Source organism: Streptomyces sp. NPDC006259, from assembly GCF_042870975.1.
Lineage (GTDB): Bacteria > Actinomycetota > Actinomycetes > Streptomycetales > Streptomycetaceae > Streptomyces.
In genome coordinates this window covers 1,120,134-1,137,480 of the sequence record NZ_JBIAHY010000003.1, presented here as the reverse complement: position 1 = coordinate 1,137,480, position 17,347 = coordinate 1,120,134, and the positions used below count along the sequence as shown (strand labels likewise).

General features: G+C 72.0%; 17 protein-coding genes. 8 read left to right on the top strand and 9 right to left on the bottom strand.

Annotated features, from left to right (window positions below):
• Positions 1–154: 154 nt before the first annotated feature.
• The 3 genes from ACFYO5_RS16300 to ACFYO5_RS16290 all read left to right on the top strand — a co-directional run bounded on the left by ACFYO5_RS16300 (position 155) and on the right by ACFYO5_RS16290 (position 1,997).
• Positions 155–610 (top strand): tyrosinase cofactor, encoded by a 456-nt coding sequence (locus ACFYO5_RS16300; RefSeq protein WP_388709089.1) that lies wholly within the window; start codon positions 155–157, stop codon positions 608–610.
• 34 nt (positions 611–644) lie between these two features.
• Entirely contained in the window at positions 645–1,469 is an 825-nt protein-coding gene (locus ACFYO5_RS16295) for a tyrosinase family protein (protein WP_388709087.1), read from the top strand.
• A gap of 75 nt (positions 1,470–1,544) precedes the next feature.
• Complete coding sequence (locus ACFYO5_RS16290) at positions 1,545–1,997, top strand: SRPBCC family protein (RefSeq protein ID WP_388709085.1); 453 nt, start codon at positions 1,545–1,547, stop codon at positions 1,995–1,997.
• Between the two features lie 15 nt (positions 1,998–2,012).
• On the opposite strand, the gene ACFYO5_RS16285 is transcribed toward ACFYO5_RS16290, so the two are convergent.
• From ACFYO5_RS16285 to ACFYO5_RS16250, 8 genes are all read right to left on the bottom strand, one after another.
• Positions 2,013–2,720, bottom strand: a complete 708-nt coding sequence (locus tag ACFYO5_RS16285; RefSeq protein ID WP_388709083.1) for a ribonuclease H — start codon at positions 2,718–2,720, stop codon at positions 2,013–2,015.
• Between the two features lie 40 nt (positions 2,721–2,760).
• Positions 2,761–3,567 carry a VOC family protein gene (locus tag ACFYO5_RS16280; RefSeq protein ID WP_388709081.1) on the bottom strand — a complete coding sequence of 269 codons (807 nt, stop codon included), beginning with the start codon at positions 3,565–3,567 and terminating at the stop codon, positions 2,761–2,763.
• Between the two features lie 88 nt (positions 3,568–3,655).
• The gene (locus ACFYO5_RS16275; protein ID WP_388709079.1) at positions 3,656–4,663 is read right to left on the bottom strand and encodes an MASE1 domain-containing protein; all 1,008 of its coding nucleotides are present in this window, start codon (positions 4,661–4,663) and stop codon (positions 3,656–3,658) included.
• A gap of 214 nt (positions 4,664–4,877) precedes the next feature.
• Entirely contained in the window at positions 4,878–5,705 is an 828-nt protein-coding gene (locus tag ACFYO5_RS16270) for a PP2C family protein-serine/threonine phosphatase (RefSeq protein ID WP_388709077.1), read from the bottom strand.
• A gap of 531 nt (positions 5,706–6,236) precedes the next feature.
• The gene (gene pgm / locus ACFYO5_RS16265) at positions 6,237–7,877 is read right to left on the bottom strand and encodes a phosphoglucomutase (alpha-D-glucose-1,6-bisphosphate-dependent) (protein WP_388709075.1); all 1,641 of its coding nucleotides are present in this window, start codon (positions 7,875–7,877) and stop codon (positions 6,237–6,239) included.
• Between the two features lie 169 nt (positions 7,878–8,046).
• On the bottom strand, positions 8,047–8,394 hold the full coding sequence (locus ACFYO5_RS16260; RefSeq protein ID WP_356567094.1) for a PRC-barrel domain containing protein: 348 nt from the start codon (positions 8,392–8,394) through the stop codon (positions 8,047–8,049).
• A gap of 309 nt (positions 8,395–8,703) precedes the next feature.
• Entirely contained in the window at positions 8,704–9,021 is a 318-nt protein-coding gene (locus ACFYO5_RS16255; RefSeq protein ID WP_356567095.1) for a hypothetical protein, read from the bottom strand.
• A gap of 209 nt (positions 9,022–9,230) precedes the next feature.
• A complete protein-coding gene (locus ACFYO5_RS16250) occupies positions 9,231–9,407 on the bottom strand; it encodes a hypothetical protein (protein WP_356567097.1) in 177 nt (58 codons plus the stop codon).
• A gap of 201 nt (positions 9,408–9,608) precedes the next feature.
• Here ACFYO5_RS16250 and ACFYO5_RS16245 point away from each other — a divergent pair, with 201 nt between their 5' ends.
• Positions 9,609–10,277 carry a lysophospholipid acyltransferase family protein gene (locus ACFYO5_RS16245; protein ID WP_356567098.1) on the top strand — a complete coding sequence of 223 codons (669 nt, stop codon included), beginning with the start codon at positions 9,609–9,611 and terminating at the stop codon, positions 10,275–10,277.
• 181 nt (positions 10,278–10,458) lie between these two features.
• Here ACFYO5_RS16245 and ACFYO5_RS16240 read toward each other — a convergent pair whose 3' ends face one another.
• Positions 10,459–11,493, bottom strand: coding sequence for a LacI family DNA-binding transcriptional regulator (locus ACFYO5_RS16240; protein ID WP_356567100.1), 1,035 nt, complete (start codon positions 11,491–11,493; stop codon positions 10,459–10,461).
• A 347-nt stretch (positions 11,494–11,840) separates the two neighbouring features.
• Here ACFYO5_RS16240 and ACFYO5_RS16235 point away from each other — a divergent pair, with 347 nt between their 5' ends.
• From ACFYO5_RS16235 to ACFYO5_RS16220, 4 genes are all read left to right on the top strand, one after another.
• Positions 11,841–12,767 (top strand): sugar ABC transporter permease, encoded by a 927-nt coding sequence (locus ACFYO5_RS16235; RefSeq protein WP_356567102.1) that lies wholly within the window; start codon positions 11,841–11,843, stop codon positions 12,765–12,767.
• A gap of 4 nt (positions 12,768–12,771) precedes the next feature.
• On the top strand, positions 12,772–13,719 hold the full coding sequence (locus ACFYO5_RS16230; protein ID WP_356567103.1) for a carbohydrate ABC transporter permease: 948 nt from the start codon (positions 12,772–12,774) through the stop codon (positions 13,717–13,719).
• A gap of 100 nt (positions 13,720–13,819) precedes the next feature.
• Positions 13,820–15,157 (top strand): ABC transporter substrate-binding protein, encoded by a 1,338-nt coding sequence (locus ACFYO5_RS16225; RefSeq protein ID WP_388709071.1) that lies wholly within the window; start codon positions 13,820–13,822, stop codon positions 15,155–15,157.
• 73 nt (positions 15,158–15,230) lie between these two features.
• Positions 15,231–17,273, top strand: a complete 2,043-nt coding sequence (locus tag ACFYO5_RS16220; protein ID WP_388709069.1) for a beta-galactosidase — start codon at positions 15,231–15,233, stop codon at positions 17,271–17,273.
• Positions 17,274–17,347: the final 74 nt, after the last annotated feature.

The following is a 17,347-nucleotide window of genomic DNA, read 5'->3' as shown; positions in this document are numbered from 1 at the left end:
CCGACCGGCGGCAAGATCATCTTCATTCAACATTGCACGACTTGTTCTCGATTGTCCGGATCCGGGCCAACCGGTCCCGAGGGATTTCTCCGGTCCTCCGGTCGGCGGATAGGCATACGGGGTCGTCAACCCCACGCACCCCAGGAGGTCCCGCATGCCGGAACTCAGCCGTCGCCGCGCGCTCACCACCGCGGCCGCCCTCGCCGTGACCGCCGGCGCCACCGCGACGGCCGCGGCCCACTCCGCGGCCGCGACCGCGGCCCCGTCCGGCTCCCCCGGCTCCCCCGCCTCCCCCGCCTCCAACTCCCCCCGCCTCCTTGGCTCCCCCGACGCCCCCGACGCCTTCGACGAGGTCTACAAGGGACGCCGGATACAGGGTCGGCCGGCCGCCGGGGGCGGACAGCACGGCGGAGGTCATCACGGCGGAGGTCATCACGGCGGCTACGCCGTGTTCGTCGACGGCGTGGAGCTGCACCTCATGCGCAACGCCGACGACAGCTGGATCAGCGTGGTCAGTCACTACGACCCGGTGCCGTCCCCGAGGGCCGCCGCCCGCGCCGCGGTCGACGAACTGCAGGGCGCACGGCTGCTGCCCTTCCCCACCAACTGACCACTTCACCGCGCCCACTTGGAGCACCGCACCCATGACCGTCCGCAAGAACCAGGCGTCCCTCACCGCCGACGAGAAGCGCCGCTTCGTGGCAGCCGTCCTCGAACTCAAGCGCAGCGGCCGCTACGACGCCTTCGTCACCACGCACAACGCGTTCATACTCGGCGACACCGACAACGGCGAGCGCACCGGCCACCGTTCGCCGTCCTTCCTGCCCTGGCACCGCAGATTCCTGCTGGAGTTCGAGCGGGCGCTCCAGGCGGTGGACGCGTCGGTGACGCTGCCGTACTGGGACTGGTCCGTCGACCGCTCGATGCGTTCCTCGCTGTGGGCTCCGGACTTCCTCGGCGGCACCGGGCGCAGCCTGGACGGGCGGGTGATGGACGGCCCGTTCGCCGCGTCCACCGGCAACTGGCCCATCGGGGTGCGCGTCGACGGGCGCACGTATCTGCGGCGCGCGCTGGGTGCCGGTGTGCGGGAGCTGCCGACGCGGGCCGAGGTCGACTCGGTGCTGGCGATGCCGACGTACGACATGGCGCCCTGGAACAGCGGGTCGGACGGTTTCCGCAACCACCTGGAGGGGTGGCGGGGTGTGAACCTGCACAACCGGGTGCACGTCTGGGTCGGCGGTCAGATGGCCACCGGGGTCTCCCCCAACGACCCGGTGTTCTGGCTGCACCACGCCTACATAGACAAGCTGTGGGCGGCGTGGCAGCGACGGCACCCCGGCTCGGGCTACGTCCCGGCGGCGGGGACGCCGGACGTGGTGGACCTGCGCGAGACGATGAAGCCGTGGAACGACACCACCCCTGCCGACCTGCTCGACCACACCCCGCACTACACCTTCGACACCGCCTGACCGCGGCCGGGTTGGCCGTCGAGGTCACGGGTACCCGAGCGCCACGTACCCGACGAGAGCGAGGAGGAGACGACTGTGACGCAGGTCGAGGAATCCATCGAGGTCAGTGTCCCCGTGCACAAGGCCTACAACCAGTGGACGCAGTTCGAGACGTTCCCCGAGTTCATGGGCGGGGTGGAGCGCGTCGAACAGCGCACCGACACGCTCACCCACTGGGTCACGGAAGTGAACGGCGTGCACCGGGAGTTCGACGCGGAGATCACCGAGCAAATCCCGGACGAGCGGGTCGCCTGGACGACGGTGGGCGGCGAGGCACGTCAGGCCGGGGTGGTGACCTTCCACCGCCTCGACGACGATCGCACGAAGGTGATGCTCCAGATGGCCTTCGAGCCCGAGGGCCTCGCCGAGACCGTGGGCGACAAGCTCGGCTTCGTGAAGCGGCAGACCAAGGGCGACCTCAAGCGCTTCAAGGAGTTCATCGAGGAACGCGGCCACGAGACCGGCGCCTGGCGCGGCGCGGTCGTCTGACCGTGGCCCCTCCGGTCACCCGGCAGCCGCGGTACGGCACTCCGGGTGGCCCCAGCCCTGATCGTTCTTGGCGATCGGCTCCCCCGCCGCGTAAGGACGCCCGCACACACAGCGGCCGGGGAACTTGGCTTTGATCGTGCGGGCGGACGCACTGCCGGGCCGCCGGGGCGACGTGCCCCCGGCGGCCTTGCGGCGTGCGCCGGCCTTGGGCGAAACGTCGGGCGACGGCGGCGGCTCGGGCGAACCGAGGGCACTGCCCGCCGGCTCCTGCACGACCGCCGCCTGGCTGGCGGCCCGGTCGGCGAAGTCGTTCAGCCTGTCGCCGTCGACCTGGTGGGCGGGCACATAGCGGAACTCGACCGTGCGGCCGTCGAGCAGTTCGTCGATGCGCACGACCAGTTCCCGGTTGGCGACCGGTTTGCCCGCGGCGGTCTTCCAGCCGTTGCGCTTCCAGCCGGGCAGCCACGTGGTGACGGCCTTCATGGCGTACTGCGAGTCCATGCGGATCTCCAGCGGTACGTCGGCGTCGACGGCCGCCAGCAGGCGTTCCAGGGCGGTGAGTTCGGCGACGTTGTTGGTGGCCTTCCCGAGCGGGCCCGCCTCCCAGCGGGCCGGGACCTCGGAGTCGTCGGAGATCACCCAGGCCCATGCCGCAGGACCGGGGTTCCCCTTCGAGGCCCCGTCGCAGGCGGCCACCACTCGTTCACGCATGCACACGATCATGCCATGCCCCGGCCGGGGCCCGCCGAGGCCCGGGAAGGGTCTAGGAGACGGCCCTGGTCTGCGGCGTCCCGCCCTCGGTGGTGGTGACGTCGATCACCGAGAAGTTCGCGCCCTGCGGGTCGGTGAGGGCGGCGAACCGGCCGAACGGCGTACCCATCGGGCCGAACCGGAGCAGGCCGCCGAGCCCGGTCGCCGTGGCTACGGCTTCGTCGCAGTCCGGGACGGTGAAGTACACGTTGACGTAGGACGCCGCCTCGGGCGGGAAGTCGTCGCCCATCGCCATCCGGCCGAGGACGGGGCGCCCGCCCAGGTCGTAGAGGCGGAAGCCGTCCCCCTCGTCCCCCTGCTCCTCCGGTCGCCGCTGCCGGTAGCCGTACACCGCGGACAGGAAGCTGTCGGTCTTCCGCGGCTCGCGGGTGAAGACCTCGGCCCAGGCGTAGGCGCCGGGCACGCCCGTCGCCTCGAAGCCCTCGTGGCTGCCGGCCTGCCACACGCCGAACAGGGCGCCGCCGGGTTCGCGGGCCAGACACATGGTGCCGAACCCGCCGACCCGCATCGGTTCCCTGACCACCTCGCCGCCGTGTTCGCGGATCCTCGCCGCGGTGGCGGCGGCGTCCTCGGCGGCGAGGTGGAGACACCAGGCGGACCGGTCCTCCTGCCCGGGCATCGGCGGTACGACGGCGGCGACCGCCTTGCCGTCCGCGTGGGCCTGGGTGTAGTTGCCGTACTCCGACGACGACTCGCCGAAGGTCCAGCCGAGGACGTCGCCGTAGAAGCGCTTGGCGCCTTCCACGTCGGTGAACGTCGCGTCGACCCAGCAGGGGGTTCCCTCGCGTCGCACGGCCATGGTGACGGCCCTTCGGTGAGAGGTGGTGTCCGGTTCCTTCACGCTAACCATGCGTCCGCCGACCCGCGCGCCGGATGTCGCCCGCCCCTCAGGGGCCGCCGGGCGGATCGCCGTCGACGTCCTTCGGCGGCCGGCCGTACGGCGCGTCACCCGCCGTGAGGTGTTCCAGGACCTCGACCAGTTCCTGGCAGGCCCGTTCCACCGAGCGGCGGGTGTTGCGCTGTTCGGTGATGACGGCCGACAGCAGGAGGGCGGTCAGGGCCATCGTGCCGTTGAAGGCCTGCAGTTTGCCCATGACCTCCATGCGCGTCAGGTTCGCGAAGGGGCCGACGCCGTCGGTGGCCGCGACGGTGGCCAGGACCGAGGTGAACAGGGCGCAGAGCATGCTGCCGGCGAGCTGGAAGCGCAGGGCGGCCCAGATCAGCAGCGGATAGACCAGGAAGAGGAGGCTGACGCGGCTGTTGGTGGCCAGAGGGATCGCCGCGGCGGCGATGACGGTCAGGCCCGCGGCCTCCTTCCAGCGGGTCAGGGGCGGCGGCCGGCGGGCCGCGTGCACGACGAGCAGGACGGGCGTGACGATCAGGACGCCCATCGCGTCGCCGACCCACCAGGCCAGCCAGACGGGCCAGAAGGCGTGCGCGGGCAGCCGGTCGGTGACGAGGAGGACCCCGACGCCCACGGTCGAGCTGAGCAGCATCGCGGTCAGCGCCCCCAGGAACACCAGGGCGAGACCGTCGCGCAGGCGGGCCAGGTCGCTGCGGAAACCCACCCTGCGCAGCATCAGGTAGGCGCAGACGGGGGCGGCGGTGTTGCCCGCCAGGTTGAAGACGAGGGCCGGGTCGGGCGAGGTGATCGACAGGATGACCAGGAGCGCCCCGAGCGCGATCCCCGCCCAGCAGCGGAGTCCGAGGATCAGCAGGCACGCCACGGCCACGCCCGAGGGCGGCCAGATGGGGGTGAAGATCGCGCCCTCGACGACGAGCTGGCGCAGCAGGCCCAGCTTCCCGGCCGCGTAGTAGCAGACCGCGACCGCCGCCGTCTCCGCGGCGAGGACGGCCGGCCGGCGCAGATCGCTGGTACCCACCACAGCAGTCATCAGACACCGGGCCGGTGCCGACGGCGAGGCGAGAGGCGCGTGGACCGGCCCTCTGGCTTAACGCGTCGCCCTTCCCGGCCGGCATTCCGGTTCCCGTCGGCCGGGATCCCGCCGTTCCCGCCGTCCCCGCCGTCCGGGATCCCGGTCCCCCACCCCTTCGGAGCCGCTGTCCCTTCGCAACCGCTCCGGCCCGGTCCTCCCCGGTCCCTGCGTGCTACCCGTGCGGGATCCCGTCGTGTCCGACGACCAGGACGGCCGCGTCGTCCTCGTGGCCGACGCGCTCGGCGCCCTTCATCACGGCGTTGGCCAGGGCATGGGCCTCCAGACCGGCGACGGCGGCGATGCCGGCCAGGCGTACGACCTGGTCCAGGCCCTCCTCGACGCTCATCGACGGTCCTTCCACGACGCCGTCGGTGAGCAGCACGAACACCCCGCCGTGGGTGAGCCGGTAACGGGTGACCGGGTACTCCATCCCCTCCTGGACGCCGAGTGGCGGTCCGCCCTCGTCGTGGGCCACGCCGGACCTGCCGTCCGCCGTGGCCCACACGCACGGGATGTGACCGGCGCGGGCACTCTCCAGCACTCCGGTCGCCGGATCGAGGCGCATGAAGGTGCACGTGGCGAAGAGGTCGCCGCCGAGGGAGAGCAGCAGGTCGTTGGTGGCGGCGAGGAGTTCGCCGGGCTCGCTGGTGACGGAGGCGAGGGCGCGCAGGCAGACCCGGACCTGGCCCATGAAGGCGGTCGCCTCGATGTTGTGGCCCTGGACGTCGCCGATGGACAGGCCGATGCGGCCGTCGGACATCCGGAAGGCGTCGTACCAGTCACCGCCCACGTTGAGGCCGTGGTAGGCGGGCGCGTACCGGACGGCGAGCCGGTAGCCGCGGGCGGTGGGCAGGTCCCTCGGGAGCATGCCGCGCTGGAGGGCGATGGCCAGTTCGACGCGGGACCGTTGCCGTTCCGCGCGTTCGCGCGCCTGGGCGGTGAGCGAACCGAGCCTGGCCAGCAGCTCGTCGCCGTCGTCCGTCGGGCGCTTGCGGGACATGGCTCACTCCGGAGAGGGAGAGGACGGTAGCCCCTTCGGGGCGAACCTCGCATTTTACGTTTACTGGATGATACCGACATGCTCCGGGAGTTCGACAGCGCGGGACCTCGGGGGCCGGGACCGTCACCAGCGGGCGGGGCGGGGCGTCGAAGGCGCGCGTGACCCGGTCCTGCGTGCTGCCCGCAGGCCAGGTCCTCGTGACGGGCGGTCGGTGCCGGTCGGCCGGTCACCGTGGCGCCGCCCGCCGGTACGCCCGCCGGTGCGCCCGCTCGGGGCCCTGCCGAGGTGCATGTCCGGCCCCGAACCGGCCCTCACGGCCCGTTGCCCTGCCCTGCCCTCGCTGCGCGCCCGTGGCACCGGGCCGGCGCGGGAGGCGCCGCGCATGTGGCTGACGTCGGGTACGGGCGGATGAAGGGCGCGTACGGCGGACGCCGAGTACGCGCGGACGAACGGCAAGGGTGGCCGACGCCGGGTGCGGGAGACGGCGCGTTCCGCGGCGCCGTCGTCCGCACCGCGGCGCGGCCCCGTGCGTCAGCCGCCGAGGGCCGTCATCACCACGTCCCTGGCCTCCTCCTGCACCTGGCGGAGGTGGTCGGGGCCCAGGAAGGACTCGCCGTAGATCTTGTACACGTCCTCGGTGCCGGAGGGGCGGGCGGCGAACCACGCGTTCTCGGTGGTGACCTTGATGCCGCCGATGGCCGCGCCGTTGCCGGGCGCCTCGGTGAGGACGCCGGTGACGGGCTCCCCCGCCAGGGTGTCGGCGGTGACCTGAGCGGGCGAGAGCTTGGCGAGCAGCGCCTTCTCCTCGCGGGTGGCCGGGGCGTCGATCCGGGCGTAGGCGGGTTCGCCGAAACGTGCCGTGAGAGCCGCGTACTGCTCCGACGGGGTCTTCCCGGTGACGGCGGTGATCTCGGAGGCGAGGAGTGCCAGGATGATGCCGTCCTTGTCGGTGGTCCACACCGAACCGTCGCGGCGCAGGAAGGACGCGCCGGCCGACTCCTCCCCGCCGAAGCCGAGCGAGCCGTCGACCAGACCGTCCACGAACCACTTGAAGCCGACGGGCACCTCGACGAGTCGGCGGCCGAGATCGGCGGCCACCCGGTCGATCATCGACGACGACACCAGCGTCTTGCCGATCCCCGTGCCGTCGGGCCACTGCTCCCGGTGGGCGTACAGGTAGGCGATGGCGGCGGCCAGGTAGTGGTTGGGGTTCATCAGGCCCGCGTCCGGGGTGACGATGCCGTGCCGGTCGGCGTCGGCGTCATTGCCCGTGGCGATGTCGAAGCGGTCCCGCTGCGCGATGAGCGAGGCCATCGCGTACGGCGACGAGCAGTCCATGCGGATCTTGCCGTCCCAGTCCAGCGTCATGAACCGCCAGGTCGGGTCGGTGAGCGGGTTGACCACGGTCAGGTCGAGCCGGTGCTCCTCGGCGATACGGCCCCAGTAGGCGACCGATGCCCCGCCCAGCGGGTCGGCGCCGATGCGGACGCCCGCGGCGCGGATCGCGTCCAGGTCCAGGACGGCCGGCAGGTCGGCGACGTAGGCGCCGAGGAAGTCGTGGCGGCCGGTGCCCGGAGCGGCGAGCGCCCGACGGTAGGGCACGCGGCGTACGTCCTTGAGGCCGGCCGCGATGATCTCGTTGGCGCGGTCCTGGACCCAGGAGGTCGCGTCCGAGCCGGCCGGTCCGCCGCTGGGCGGGTTGTACTTGAAGCCGCCGTCGCCCGGCGGGTTGTGCGAGGGGGTGACGACCACGCCGTCCGCGAGGCCCGCCGTACGGCCCCGGTTGTGGGTGAGGATGGCGTGCGAGACGGCCGGGGTGGGCGTGTAGCCGTCGGCGCTGTCGATGAGCACGTGCACGTCGTTGGCGGCGAACACCTCGAGGGCGGTGACCCGGGCGGGCTCGGACAGGGCGTGGCTGTCGGCGCCCAGGAAGAGGGGGCCGTCGGTGCCCTGCGCGGTGCGGTACTCGCAGATGGCCTGGCTGGTCGCGGCGATGTGGTCCTCGTTGAACGCCGTGTTCAGGGAGGAGCCGCGGTGCCCGGACGTGCCGAACGCCACCCGCTGCGCCGGGTCGGCGGGGTCGGGGTGCAGCGCGTAGTAGGCGGTGACCAGCCGGGCCACGTCGACGAGGTCCTCGGGGCCGGCCGGCCGGCCCGCTCGTTCGTGCTGCATGGTCCGTTCCTCCGCATGGATTGATCCGTCGCTCGCCGTCCCATCTTTCCCCGTCGGACGGCCGGTCCGCGAGGGGGCCCCGGTCCGCGCCCCGGTCCGCACCGTGGTGCCGGGCGGCGCCGGGGTGCCGGGGTGCCGAGCGGCGCCGGGGTGCCGAGCGGCGCCGGGGTCAGTGACCCGAACCGTGCCGGCCGCCGAGCTGGTCGCGGTGGCGGGGGTCGCCGAGATACGTGTCCACGTCGAACACGGGCGCCGACCTGACCTCGTCCTTCGTCCGGGACACCTGCACGATGCGCGCCTCGTGGTCGACGCCCATGACGGTGTCCGCCGGGACCACCACGTCCTTGCCGAGGAACCAGACGCCGGTGCGCACGACCAGGAACTGCGGGCCGAGGTCGGCGGAGTACTTGCTGACCTTTCCCGCATGGCCGTCCCTGGCGTCCACCTGGTAGCCGGTCAGGTCGTCGTCCGGGGTGTGTCCGGCGGTCGGGACGCTGTGCTCTCGGTATTCGCTCACGATGTCCTCCCTGTCTCCCTGTGGTCGTGGTCCTGCGGGTGCCCGGCGCGGCTCGCGACAGACGTCCCGGAGAGCGGCTTCGCACGCCTTCCGCGCTCGGCGGACGCTTCCCAAGCGGTTCCGGGGCCGATCGGGCTCGAAGGACGTTCCCCCGAGGCGGTTCCGGGGCCCCGCGCTCGGCGGATGTTCCCGGCAGCGGTTCGCGCGACCTTCCGCACCCGGCAGACGTTTCCCGGATGCCGTACCGGCGCCTTCCGCGCCCGGCAGACGTTCCCAAGCCGTGCCGGCGCCTGCCGCGCCCGGCGGGGCTCAGACGTCGGAGTCGATGCCGGTGACCGCCGCCGGTCCCAGCGGAGCGTCGCTCTCGTCCAGCCCGGAGTCGCGCAGGGCCGACTGGGCGAGCAGTCGCGCGCTCTCCTCGGCGTGCGGCGCGGTGTCCGCCTCCACGGTCAGCCGGATGGTGAACGTGTCGTCGTCGTTCAGGGAGAGCGCGTCGAGGTCCTCGCTGTTGCCCATCTGCGTGCGGTGCGGGTCGGCCGGACTCAGGGAGCGGCTGATCCGGGACCGGGTGTCCGCGTCGACGCCGGTGGTGAAGGTGCCGGGGACGCTGATCACGTAGGTCGTCATGACGATCCTTTCCTGGGTTCCCTTCCGCCTACCCCGAGTCCGCCCGGCCACCGGAAGGTGACCGGACCCACTGGTCGGCAGGGCGTCACGGGAGCGCGGGTACGGCGGTCGACGGCGCTGCCGCCCGTCCTCGGCGCGCCGCTGTCCGAGGTCCGACTCCGCGAGGGCCCGCCCCCGGACAGCGGGGACGGGCCCGACCGGCCTTTCCCTCAGCGTCTGCGGCCGCGCGCCGACCAGCCGGCGCCGATGCCGGCCACGTGGAGGGCTAGCAGAGTCAGGCCGAGCAGCATGATGTTGGTGGAGGTGAACGTGTCGTTGGTCGAGATCTCCGCCGCATTGATCAGAAAGGCGATGAAGAACGCCACCGCCGCGATGATGGCCAGCACGATGTCCGTCCCTTCGGGGGGTAGTGGGTACCGGTGTCGGCCCGGTCGGGTCCGTCGTTGTGCGGATGCCCCCGACCGGGCCGCGAACACGGCGGAATCCGCAAGAGATCGTACGGCTGTCTGAGTAGGCGTACTCAGGCGCGGTGGCCGTGCCGCCACGAGACTGGGCGCACTCTCCCTCCCCACCGGAAAGGGCCCGCCGTGCTGACCCGCGCCGCCTCCTCCCTGGTGCCCTTGTTCGGGCGCCTCACCGTGACCAGTGAACTGCGCATGCGTCTGTCCGCGGGCACCATCTTCGCGGCCAACCACGACTCCCTGGCCGACCCCGCGGTCGTCCTGGCCGCGCTGCGCGGGCTGGGGCTGGAGCCGGTGGTGATGGCGACCGCGGGGCTGTGGCGGGTACCGGTGCTCGGGCGGGCGCTGGCCCGCGAGGGCCACATCCCCGTCCACCGCCGCTCGGCGCGCGCCGCGAACGCCCTCGACGCCGCGGCCGAGGCGCTCGCCGGGGGCCGGCACGTGCTGCTCTACGGGGAGGGCGGCCTGCCGGCCCGCAAGGACGCCGCCCCGGGCCCGCCGGAGGCGTTCCGCACCGGACTCGCCCGGCTCGCGCGGGTGTCCGGCGCGCTGGTGGTGCCGGTGGGCCACGTCGGCGCCCGCCGGATCTCCTCGGGCTCGACGGCCAAGCAGATGGCGGGCGCTCTCACCGCACCGGTACGCCGCCCCCACTTCCACGTCCACGTGGGCGCCCCCCTGCGACTCCCCGCGGAGGCCCACACGGGCACGGCGGCCGCCCGCACCGCCGTCACGGTCGCCTGGCGCACGGCGGCCCGCGCGGTGGGTGAACGGCACCGGGAACTTGACCTGGTGTAGGGGGGACGGCCCGCCGGGCGCCTGTAGGCGGGGGTGACGCCTGTAGGCGGGGGTGACGCCTGTAACGCCACCCCCCTCCACGCCGGCACCCTCGCGGGACACCCCGCGCTCCGGGGTCTCACTCCGGCCCCGCCCCGCTGGGCTCAGCGCTCTCCGGGTCCCCGGCCCCGCCCCGCTGGGCTCAGCGCTCCCCCGGTCCCCCGGCCGGCGGCAGCTCCCCGACGCGGGCGACGCCCGGCGGCGGCGCCGTGCTGGAGCGGACGACCAGCCGGGTCGGTACGAGCGTCGTGCCGCGCTGCGGGCCGTCCCGGCGCATCTTGCGCAGGACGGCCTGCACGCAGAGGCGGCCGACCTCGGCGAAGTCCTGGTGGAGGGTGGTCAGCGGAGGCAGGAAGGAGCCGGCCTCCGGGATGTCGTCGAAGCCGATCACGCTGACGTCCTCGGGGACGCGCCGCCCGCGTTCGTGCAGGGCGCGCAACAGGCCGAGGGCCATCTGGTCGTTGGCCGCGAAGACGGCGGTGCACTCCTCGCGGGCCGCGAGGTCGAGACCGGCGCGGTAGCCCGACTCGGCCGACCAGTCCCCGCGGACGAGGGGCGGCGTGGGACGGCCCGCGTCGGTGAGCGCTCCGCGCCAGGCGTCGGCGCGGCGCTGGGCGGCGAAGGAGTCCTCGGGCCCCGCCAGGTGCCAGACCGTCAGGTGGCCCAGGTCCAGGAGGTGTTGGACGGCGGTGCGGGTGCCGCCGGACTGGTCGGTGTCGACGACGGTGTAGTGGCTGCCGGCGTCGGAGTCGACGACCACGACCTGGACGTGCGGCGGCAGGGTGACCGTCGCCGCGTCCAGCAGGTGGACCTCCATGATGACGATGACCGCGTCGACGGCGAGTTCCTCGAGGCGGGAGAACGCGCCGCGCACCTCGTCCTGGGTCGGCACGGCGACCGGCAGCAGCGTCACCGCGTAGCCCTCGGCGGCGGCGGAGGTCGCGATGGCCTCCAGGGTGCGCACGTTGCCGGTCGTGGAGAGCGTGAAGGTGATCACGCCTATCGTGCGGAACTCGCCGCGCTTGAGGGCACGGGCCGCGCTGTTGGGCCGGTAGCCCAGCTCCTTCATGGCGGCGAGGACCTGTCGCCGGGTCTCCTCGTTCACACCGGCGTAGCCGTTGGAGACCCGGGAGACCGTCTGCGAGGACACGCCCGCCAGGCGCGCCACGTCCGCCATCGAGGCGGTGGTCCGGCCACGGCCGCGAGCGCGTCGCACCGCGCTGCCCGGCTCCGGAGCGCCCCCGGCCGGGCCCATGGCCGTCCCGGCTCCGTTCGCCGGGGCTCTTTCAGCCATCTCCACGCGTTGCCCCCCTCTTTCTGTCGCCGCAGCTTCCAGGGTCTCCTCAGATGACCCTTGACCATGGTTATCGGGGCAGTGTAGACATGCCGCCATCAGATGTTTACGTAAACATAACAGCAGGCCGACTCTTCGCGGTGGCTGATGTTTACGCAAACATCGTGGCGGTGCGCACGGCACGTCGGCGCGGCACCGCGGGCTCCAGGACTGGATGAGCGAGGAACGACATGACGACGCTGCAACCGCCGGTGGCCGCCGAGCCGCGGCCGGCGCCCCCTCCGGCGAAACGGGACCGCCGCTCGTGGACGGGCTGGGGTTTCATCGGTCCCTTCGTGGCCGTGTTCGCCCTGGTCTTCCTGGCCCCGATCGTGTATTCGATCTACCTCAGCCTCTTCCGCGACCAGCTCATCGGCGGCACGCGCTTCGTCGGCCTCGACAACTACTCGCAGGCGCTCAAGGACGACCAGTTCTGGGGCGCGCTCGGGCGGGTGTCGCTGTTCCTGGCCATCCAGGTGCCGATCATGCTGGGCATCGCCCTGCTGGTGGCGCTGGCGCTGGACAGCGGCCGGCTCTACGGCAAGAGCTTCTTCCGCATCACGATCTTCCTGCCGTACGCGGTGCCCGCCGTGGTCGCCACCCTCATGTGGGGCTTCATGTACGGCACGAAGTACGGCCTCGTCGGTGACGTCAACGAGGCGTTCGGCGTCTCGCTGCCCGACCCGCTCTCCCCCGACCTGGTGCTCGCGTCCATCGGCAACATCGTCACCTGGGAGTTCGTCGGCTACAACATGCTGATCTTCTACTCGGCGCTGCGGGTCATCCCGCACTCGCTGTACGAGGCGGCCGAGATCGACGGCGCCGGACAGATCCGCGTGATCACCGCGATCAAGCTGCCCGCGATCCGGGGCGCCCTCGTCATCGCGACGATCTTCTCCATCATCGGCAGCTTCCAGCTGTTCAACGAGCCGAACATCCTGCGGCCACTGGCCCGCAACGCCATCACCACCGACTACACGCCGAACTTCTACACGTACTCGCTGTCCTTCAACGGCCAGCAGCACAACTACTCCGCGACGGTGGCCATCATCATGGGCCTGATCACGATGGTGATCGCCTACGTCGTGCAGCTGCGCGGCATGCGCAAGGGAGCGTGACCCGATGAGCAGCCCTCTCACCACCGCCTCCCCGTCCGCACCCGCGAAGACCTCGGGTCCCGGCCCGAAGGCCCCGCGGCTGCGCAAGCCGCGCAAGCCCTCCGCCGGGAAGCCCCGGCGCAGTGTGCTGCTGACGGTGCTGACCTCGCTGATCGTCCTCTACACCGTCGTACCGCTGATCTGGCTGGCCATCAACGCCACCAAGACGCAGGCCGGTCTGGCCGACTCGTCCGGCATGTGGTTCGCCGACGACTTCGCGCTGTGGGACAACATCCGTTCCACGTTCACCTACGACGACGGCGTGTTCACGCGCTGGCTGCTGAACACCCTGTTGTACGTGGTGCTCGGCGCCGGCGGGGCCACCTTCCTCGCGGTGCTCGGCGGTTACGCGCTGGCGAAGTTCGACTTCCCCGGCAAGCGCGGCATCTTCGCCACGGTCATCGGCGCGGTGGCGGTCCCGGGGACGGCCCTGGCGGTGCCCACCTTCCTGATGTTCAGCAAGATGGGCCTGACGGACACCCCGTGGGCGGTGATCATCCCTTCCCTGGTCTCGCCGTTCGGCCTGTACCTGATGTGGGTGTTCGCCACCGAGGCCATCCCCACCGAACTCCTCGAGGCCGCCCGCATCGACGGGGCCGGCGAGGCGCGCACCTTCTTCACGGTGGCCCTGCCGCTGCTCGCCCCCGGCATCGTGACCGTGCTGCTGTTCACCACGGTCGCCACCTGGAACAACTACTTCCTGCCGCTGATCATGCTCAAGGACTCGGACTGGTATCCGCTGACGCTCGGTCTGAGCGCGTGGAACTCGCAGGCCGAGACCATCGGCGGCGACGTCATCTTCAACCTGGTGATCACCGGTTCGCTGCTCACCATCCTGCCGCTCATCGCCGCGTTCCTGCTGCTCCAGAAGTACTGGCAGTCGGGTCTCGCCGCGGGCAGCGTCAAGGAGTGATCCCGCGGCCCCCGGGCCGCGCCCCAAGCCCCACGTTCAGCCCCACACCGCGCACCACCACCCTCACCCCGCCCCACCACGAAGAAGTGGAAGCACCTCCATGCGCAGAAAGACCAGCCGCCTGCTCCGCGGCATCGCCCTCCTGTCCACCCTCGCCCTGGGCGCCACCGCCTGCGGCGGCTCGGACGACGACTCCGCCGGCAAGGCGGTCTCCGCCTCGGACATCCAGGCGGCCCTGAAGAAGGGCGGCACCGTGACGGTGTGGGCCTGGGAGCCCACGCTGAAGACGGTCGCCGCCGACTTCGAGAAGAAGTACCCCAAGGTCAAGATCAAGCTGGTCAGCGAGCGGTCGGGCGACAAGCACTACACCGCGCTGTCGAACGCCATCTCGGCCGAGAAGGGCGTCCCGGACGTCGCGCAGGTCGAGTACTTCGCGGTGAGCCAGTACGCGCTCACCAAGGGCCTGTCCGACCTGGTCCCCTTCGGCGCCGACAAGCTGGCGTCCAAGTACACGCCGGGCCCGTGGAACGCCGTCACCGAGGACAAGGCGGTCTACGGCCTGCCGATGGACTCCGGCCCGATGGCGATGTTCTACAACAAGAAGGTCTTCGACAAGTACAAGATCGCCGTCCCCACCACCTGGGACGAGTACGTCGACGCCGCGCGGGCGCTGCACAAGGCCGACCCCAAGGTCTACATCGCCAACGACGCCGGTGACGCGGGCTTCACCACCAGCCTGCTGTGGCAGGCCGGTTCGCGCCCCTACAAGGTCGACGGCACCAACGTGAAGATCGACTTCAACGACGCGGGCGCCAAGAAGTACACGGACACCTGGCAGCAGCTCATCGACGAGAAGCTCGTCTCGCCGATCAACGGCTGGACCGACGACTGGTACAAGGGCCTGGGCGACGGCACCATCGCCACCCTGACCACCGGCGCCTGGATGCCCGCCAACTTCGTCACCGGTGTGCCGAACGCGGCCGGTGACTGGCGCGCGGCGCCGATGCCGGCGTGGACCAAGGGCGACAAGGCCAGCGCGGAGAACGGCGGCAGTTCGCTGACCCTCCCGTCGCTCGGCAAGAACAAGGAACTCGCGTACGCCTTCGTCGAGTACGCGAACTCCGGTGCCGGCGTGCAGACCCGTGTCAAGCAGGGCGCCTTCCCGGCCACCACGGCGGAGCTGCAGTCCGCCGAGTTCCAGAGCACCAAGTTCGACTACTTCGGTGGCCAGGAGGCGAACAAGATCTTCGCCGAGTCCGCCGCGAACGTCGCCGACGACTGGTCGTACCTGCCGTTCCAGCAGTACGCCAACTCGATCTTCAACGACACCGTCGGCAAGGCCTACGTCTCCGGGACCAAGCTCTCGGACGGTCTGAAGGCCTGGCAGGACGCCTCGGTGAAGTACGGCGAGGAGCAGGGCTTCACCGTCGAGAAGTAGGACAGCGACAGACGCAGGGCGGCGCGGGCGATCTCCGCGCCGCCCCCGTGCACCACACCCCGGAAGGACCGCCATGATCTCCACCCTCCACTCCCGCCGCCGCGGGGCGGACGGTGACTCCGCCCCGCGTCTGGCCTACGGCGCCGACTACAACCCCGAGCAGTGGCCCCGGGACGTGTGGGAGGAGGACGTACGGCTGATGCGCGAGGCCGGCGTCACCGTGGTGTCCGTGGCGATCTTCTCCTGGGCCCGGATCCAGCCGGACCAGGACACCTGGGACTTCGGCTGGCTCGACGAGGTCATGGACCTTCTGCACGCCGGCGGCATCGGCGTCGACCTGGCCACCGCGACCGCCTCCCCGCCGCCCTGGCTGACCACCGCCCACCCGGAGATCCTGCCGGTGACGGCGAGCGGCGAGACGGTGTGGCCGGGCGCCCGCCAGCACTGGCGGCCCACCTCCCCCGTCTTCCGCGAGCACGCCCTGCGGCTGGTGCGGGAGCTGGCGGCCCGGTACAAGGACCACCCCGCGCTGGTGGCCTGGCACATCTCCAACGAGCTGGGCTGCCACAACGTCTACGACTACTCCGACGACGCGGCCCGCGCCTTCCGCGGCTGGCTGCGCGCCCGCTACGGCACGCTGGAGGCCCTCAACCACGCGTGGGGCACGGCGTTCTGGTCGCAGCGCTACAGCGACTGGGAGCAGATCCTGCCGCCGCGGCTGGCCGCCTCGCACCCCAACCCGACGCAGCAGCTTGACTTCAAGCGCTTCTCCTCCGACGCGCTCAAGGACTACCTGCGCGCCGAGCGGGAGGTCCTGCGCGAGCTGACGCCCGACGTTCCGGTCACCACCAACTTCATGGTGATGGGCGGCACCAAAGGCATGAACTACCCGGACTGGGCGGAGGAGATCGACTTCGTCTCCAACGACCACTACGTCCACCCCGGACCGCAGGACCGCGACGAGCTGTCCTTCTCGGCGAACCTCGTCAGCGGCATCGCCGGCGGGCGGCCCTGGTTCCTGATGGAGCACTCCACCAGCGCCGTGAACTGGCAGCCGGTCAACGTGGCCAAGCGGCCCGGCGACCTCGCCCGCGACGCGCTGCTGCACGTGGCGCACGGCGCGGACGCGGTGTGCTTCTTCCAGTGGCGGCAGTCCGCGGCCGGCGCCGAGAAGTACCACTCGGCGATGGTCCCGCACGCCGGCGCGGACAGCGACCTGTTCCGCGCCGTGGCGGCGCTCGGCGCCACCCTGAGGACCCTCGCGCCGGTCGCCGGGACCGAGCGGGAGAGCGCCCGGGTCGGCGTCCTGTACGACTGGGAGTCGTGGTGGGCCAGCGAGCAGGACTCGCACCCCACCTCGCTGCTCGACTACCGGCAGGAGGCGCTCGACTGGTACTCGGCGCTCCTCGCCCTCGGCGTCCGCGCCGACCTCGTCACCACCCGCGCCGACCTCTCCCGGCACCAGGTGCTGATCGCGCCGGTGCTGCACATGGTGCCCGCCGAGCTGGCGAAGGAGCTGACGCGGTACGCCGAGCGGGGCGGCCACCTGATCACCACGTACTTCTCCGGCGTCGTCGACGAGCACGACCACGTCTGGCTGGGCGGCTATCCGGGCGCCCTGCGCGAGCTGCTCGGCATCCGCGTCGAGGAGTTCGCACCGCTGACGGCCGGGGAGAGCGTGGACCTGGACGACGGCACCACGGGCACCCTGTGGACCGACCAGATCAGCGTCGCCGACACCGACACCGAGGTCCTGTCCCGCTACCGCACGGGCGCGCAGGCGGGGCGCCCCGCCGTCACCCGCCGCCCCACGGGCGAGGGTTCGGCGTCCTACGTCTCCACCCGCCTCGGCGTCGAGGGGCTCACCTCGCTGCTGCCGCGGCTGCTGGAGCCGGCCGGGGTCGCCGGCGAGCTGGTGGGGGAGGCACGCGGGCGGGTCGAACTGACCGTCCGGCGCGGGGACCAGGGACGGTTCCTGTTCCTGGTCAACCGCACCGACGACACGGTTCCCGTCACCGGGGTCTCCGGGGACGTCCTGGTCGGCACCCGCGGCACCGACGGCGCTCTGGTGCTCGGGCCGCGCGAGGTCGCCGTACTGCGCCAGGCCGCCGGCTGAGAGCCGTACCGCGCCGGCCCGCCGGCTGAGACGCGCCGCCCGTCGAGCCGGGCGCGCACCTCCACCCCGCACCA

What these genes read in the sequence shown, in the direction of transcription:
- ACFYO5_RS16300 (WP_388709089.1), top strand. Translation starts at nt 155, where the DNA reads ATGCCGGAACTCAGCCGTCGCCGCGCGCTCACCACCGCGGCCGCCCTC.
- ACFYO5_RS16295 (WP_388709087.1), top strand. Translation starts at nt 645, where the DNA reads ATGACCGTCCGCAAGAACCAGGCGTCCCTCACCGCCGACGAGAAGCGC.
- ACFYO5_RS16285 (WP_388709083.1), bottom strand. Translation starts at nt 2,720, where the DNA reads ATGATCGTGTGCATGCGTGAACGAGTGGTGGCCGCCTGCGACGGGGCC.
- ACFYO5_RS16280 (WP_388709081.1), bottom strand. Translation starts at nt 3,567, where the DNA reads ATGGCCGTGCGACGCGAGGGAACCCCCTGCTGGGTCGACGCGACGTTC.
- ACFYO5_RS16275 (WP_388709079.1), bottom strand. Translation starts at nt 4,663, where the DNA reads ATGACTGCTGTGGTGGGTACCAGCGATCTGCGCCGGCCGGCCGTCCTC.
- ACFYO5_RS16270 (WP_388709077.1), bottom strand. Translation starts at nt 5,705, where the DNA reads ATGTCCCGCAAGCGCCCGACGGACGACGGCGACGAGCTGCTGGCCAGG.
- pgm (WP_388709075.1), bottom strand. Translation starts at nt 7,877, where the DNA reads ATGCAGCACGAACGAGCGGGCCGGCCGGCCGGCCCCGAGGACCTCGTC.
- ACFYO5_RS16255 (WP_356567095.1), bottom strand. Translation starts at nt 9,021, where the DNA reads ATGACGACCTACGTGATCAGCGTCCCCGGCACCTTCACCACCGGCGTC.
- ACFYO5_RS16240 (WP_356567100.1), bottom strand. Translation starts at nt 11,493, where the DNA reads ATGGCGGACGTGGCGCGCCTGGCGGGCGTGTCCTCGCAGACGGTCTCC.
- ACFYO5_RS16235 (WP_356567102.1), top strand. Translation starts at nt 11,841, where the DNA reads ATGACGACGCTGCAACCGCCGGTGGCCGCCGAGCCGCGGCCGGCGCCC.
- ACFYO5_RS16230 (WP_356567103.1), top strand. Translation starts at nt 12,772, where the DNA reads ATGAGCAGCCCTCTCACCACCGCCTCCCCGTCCGCACCCGCGAAGACC.
- ACFYO5_RS16225 (WP_388709071.1), top strand. Translation starts at nt 13,820, where the DNA reads ATGCGCAGAAAGACCAGCCGCCTGCTCCGCGGCATCGCCCTCCTGTCC.
- ACFYO5_RS16220 (WP_388709069.1), top strand. Translation starts at nt 15,231, where the DNA reads ATGATCTCCACCCTCCACTCCCGCCGCCGCGGGGCGGACGGTGACTCC.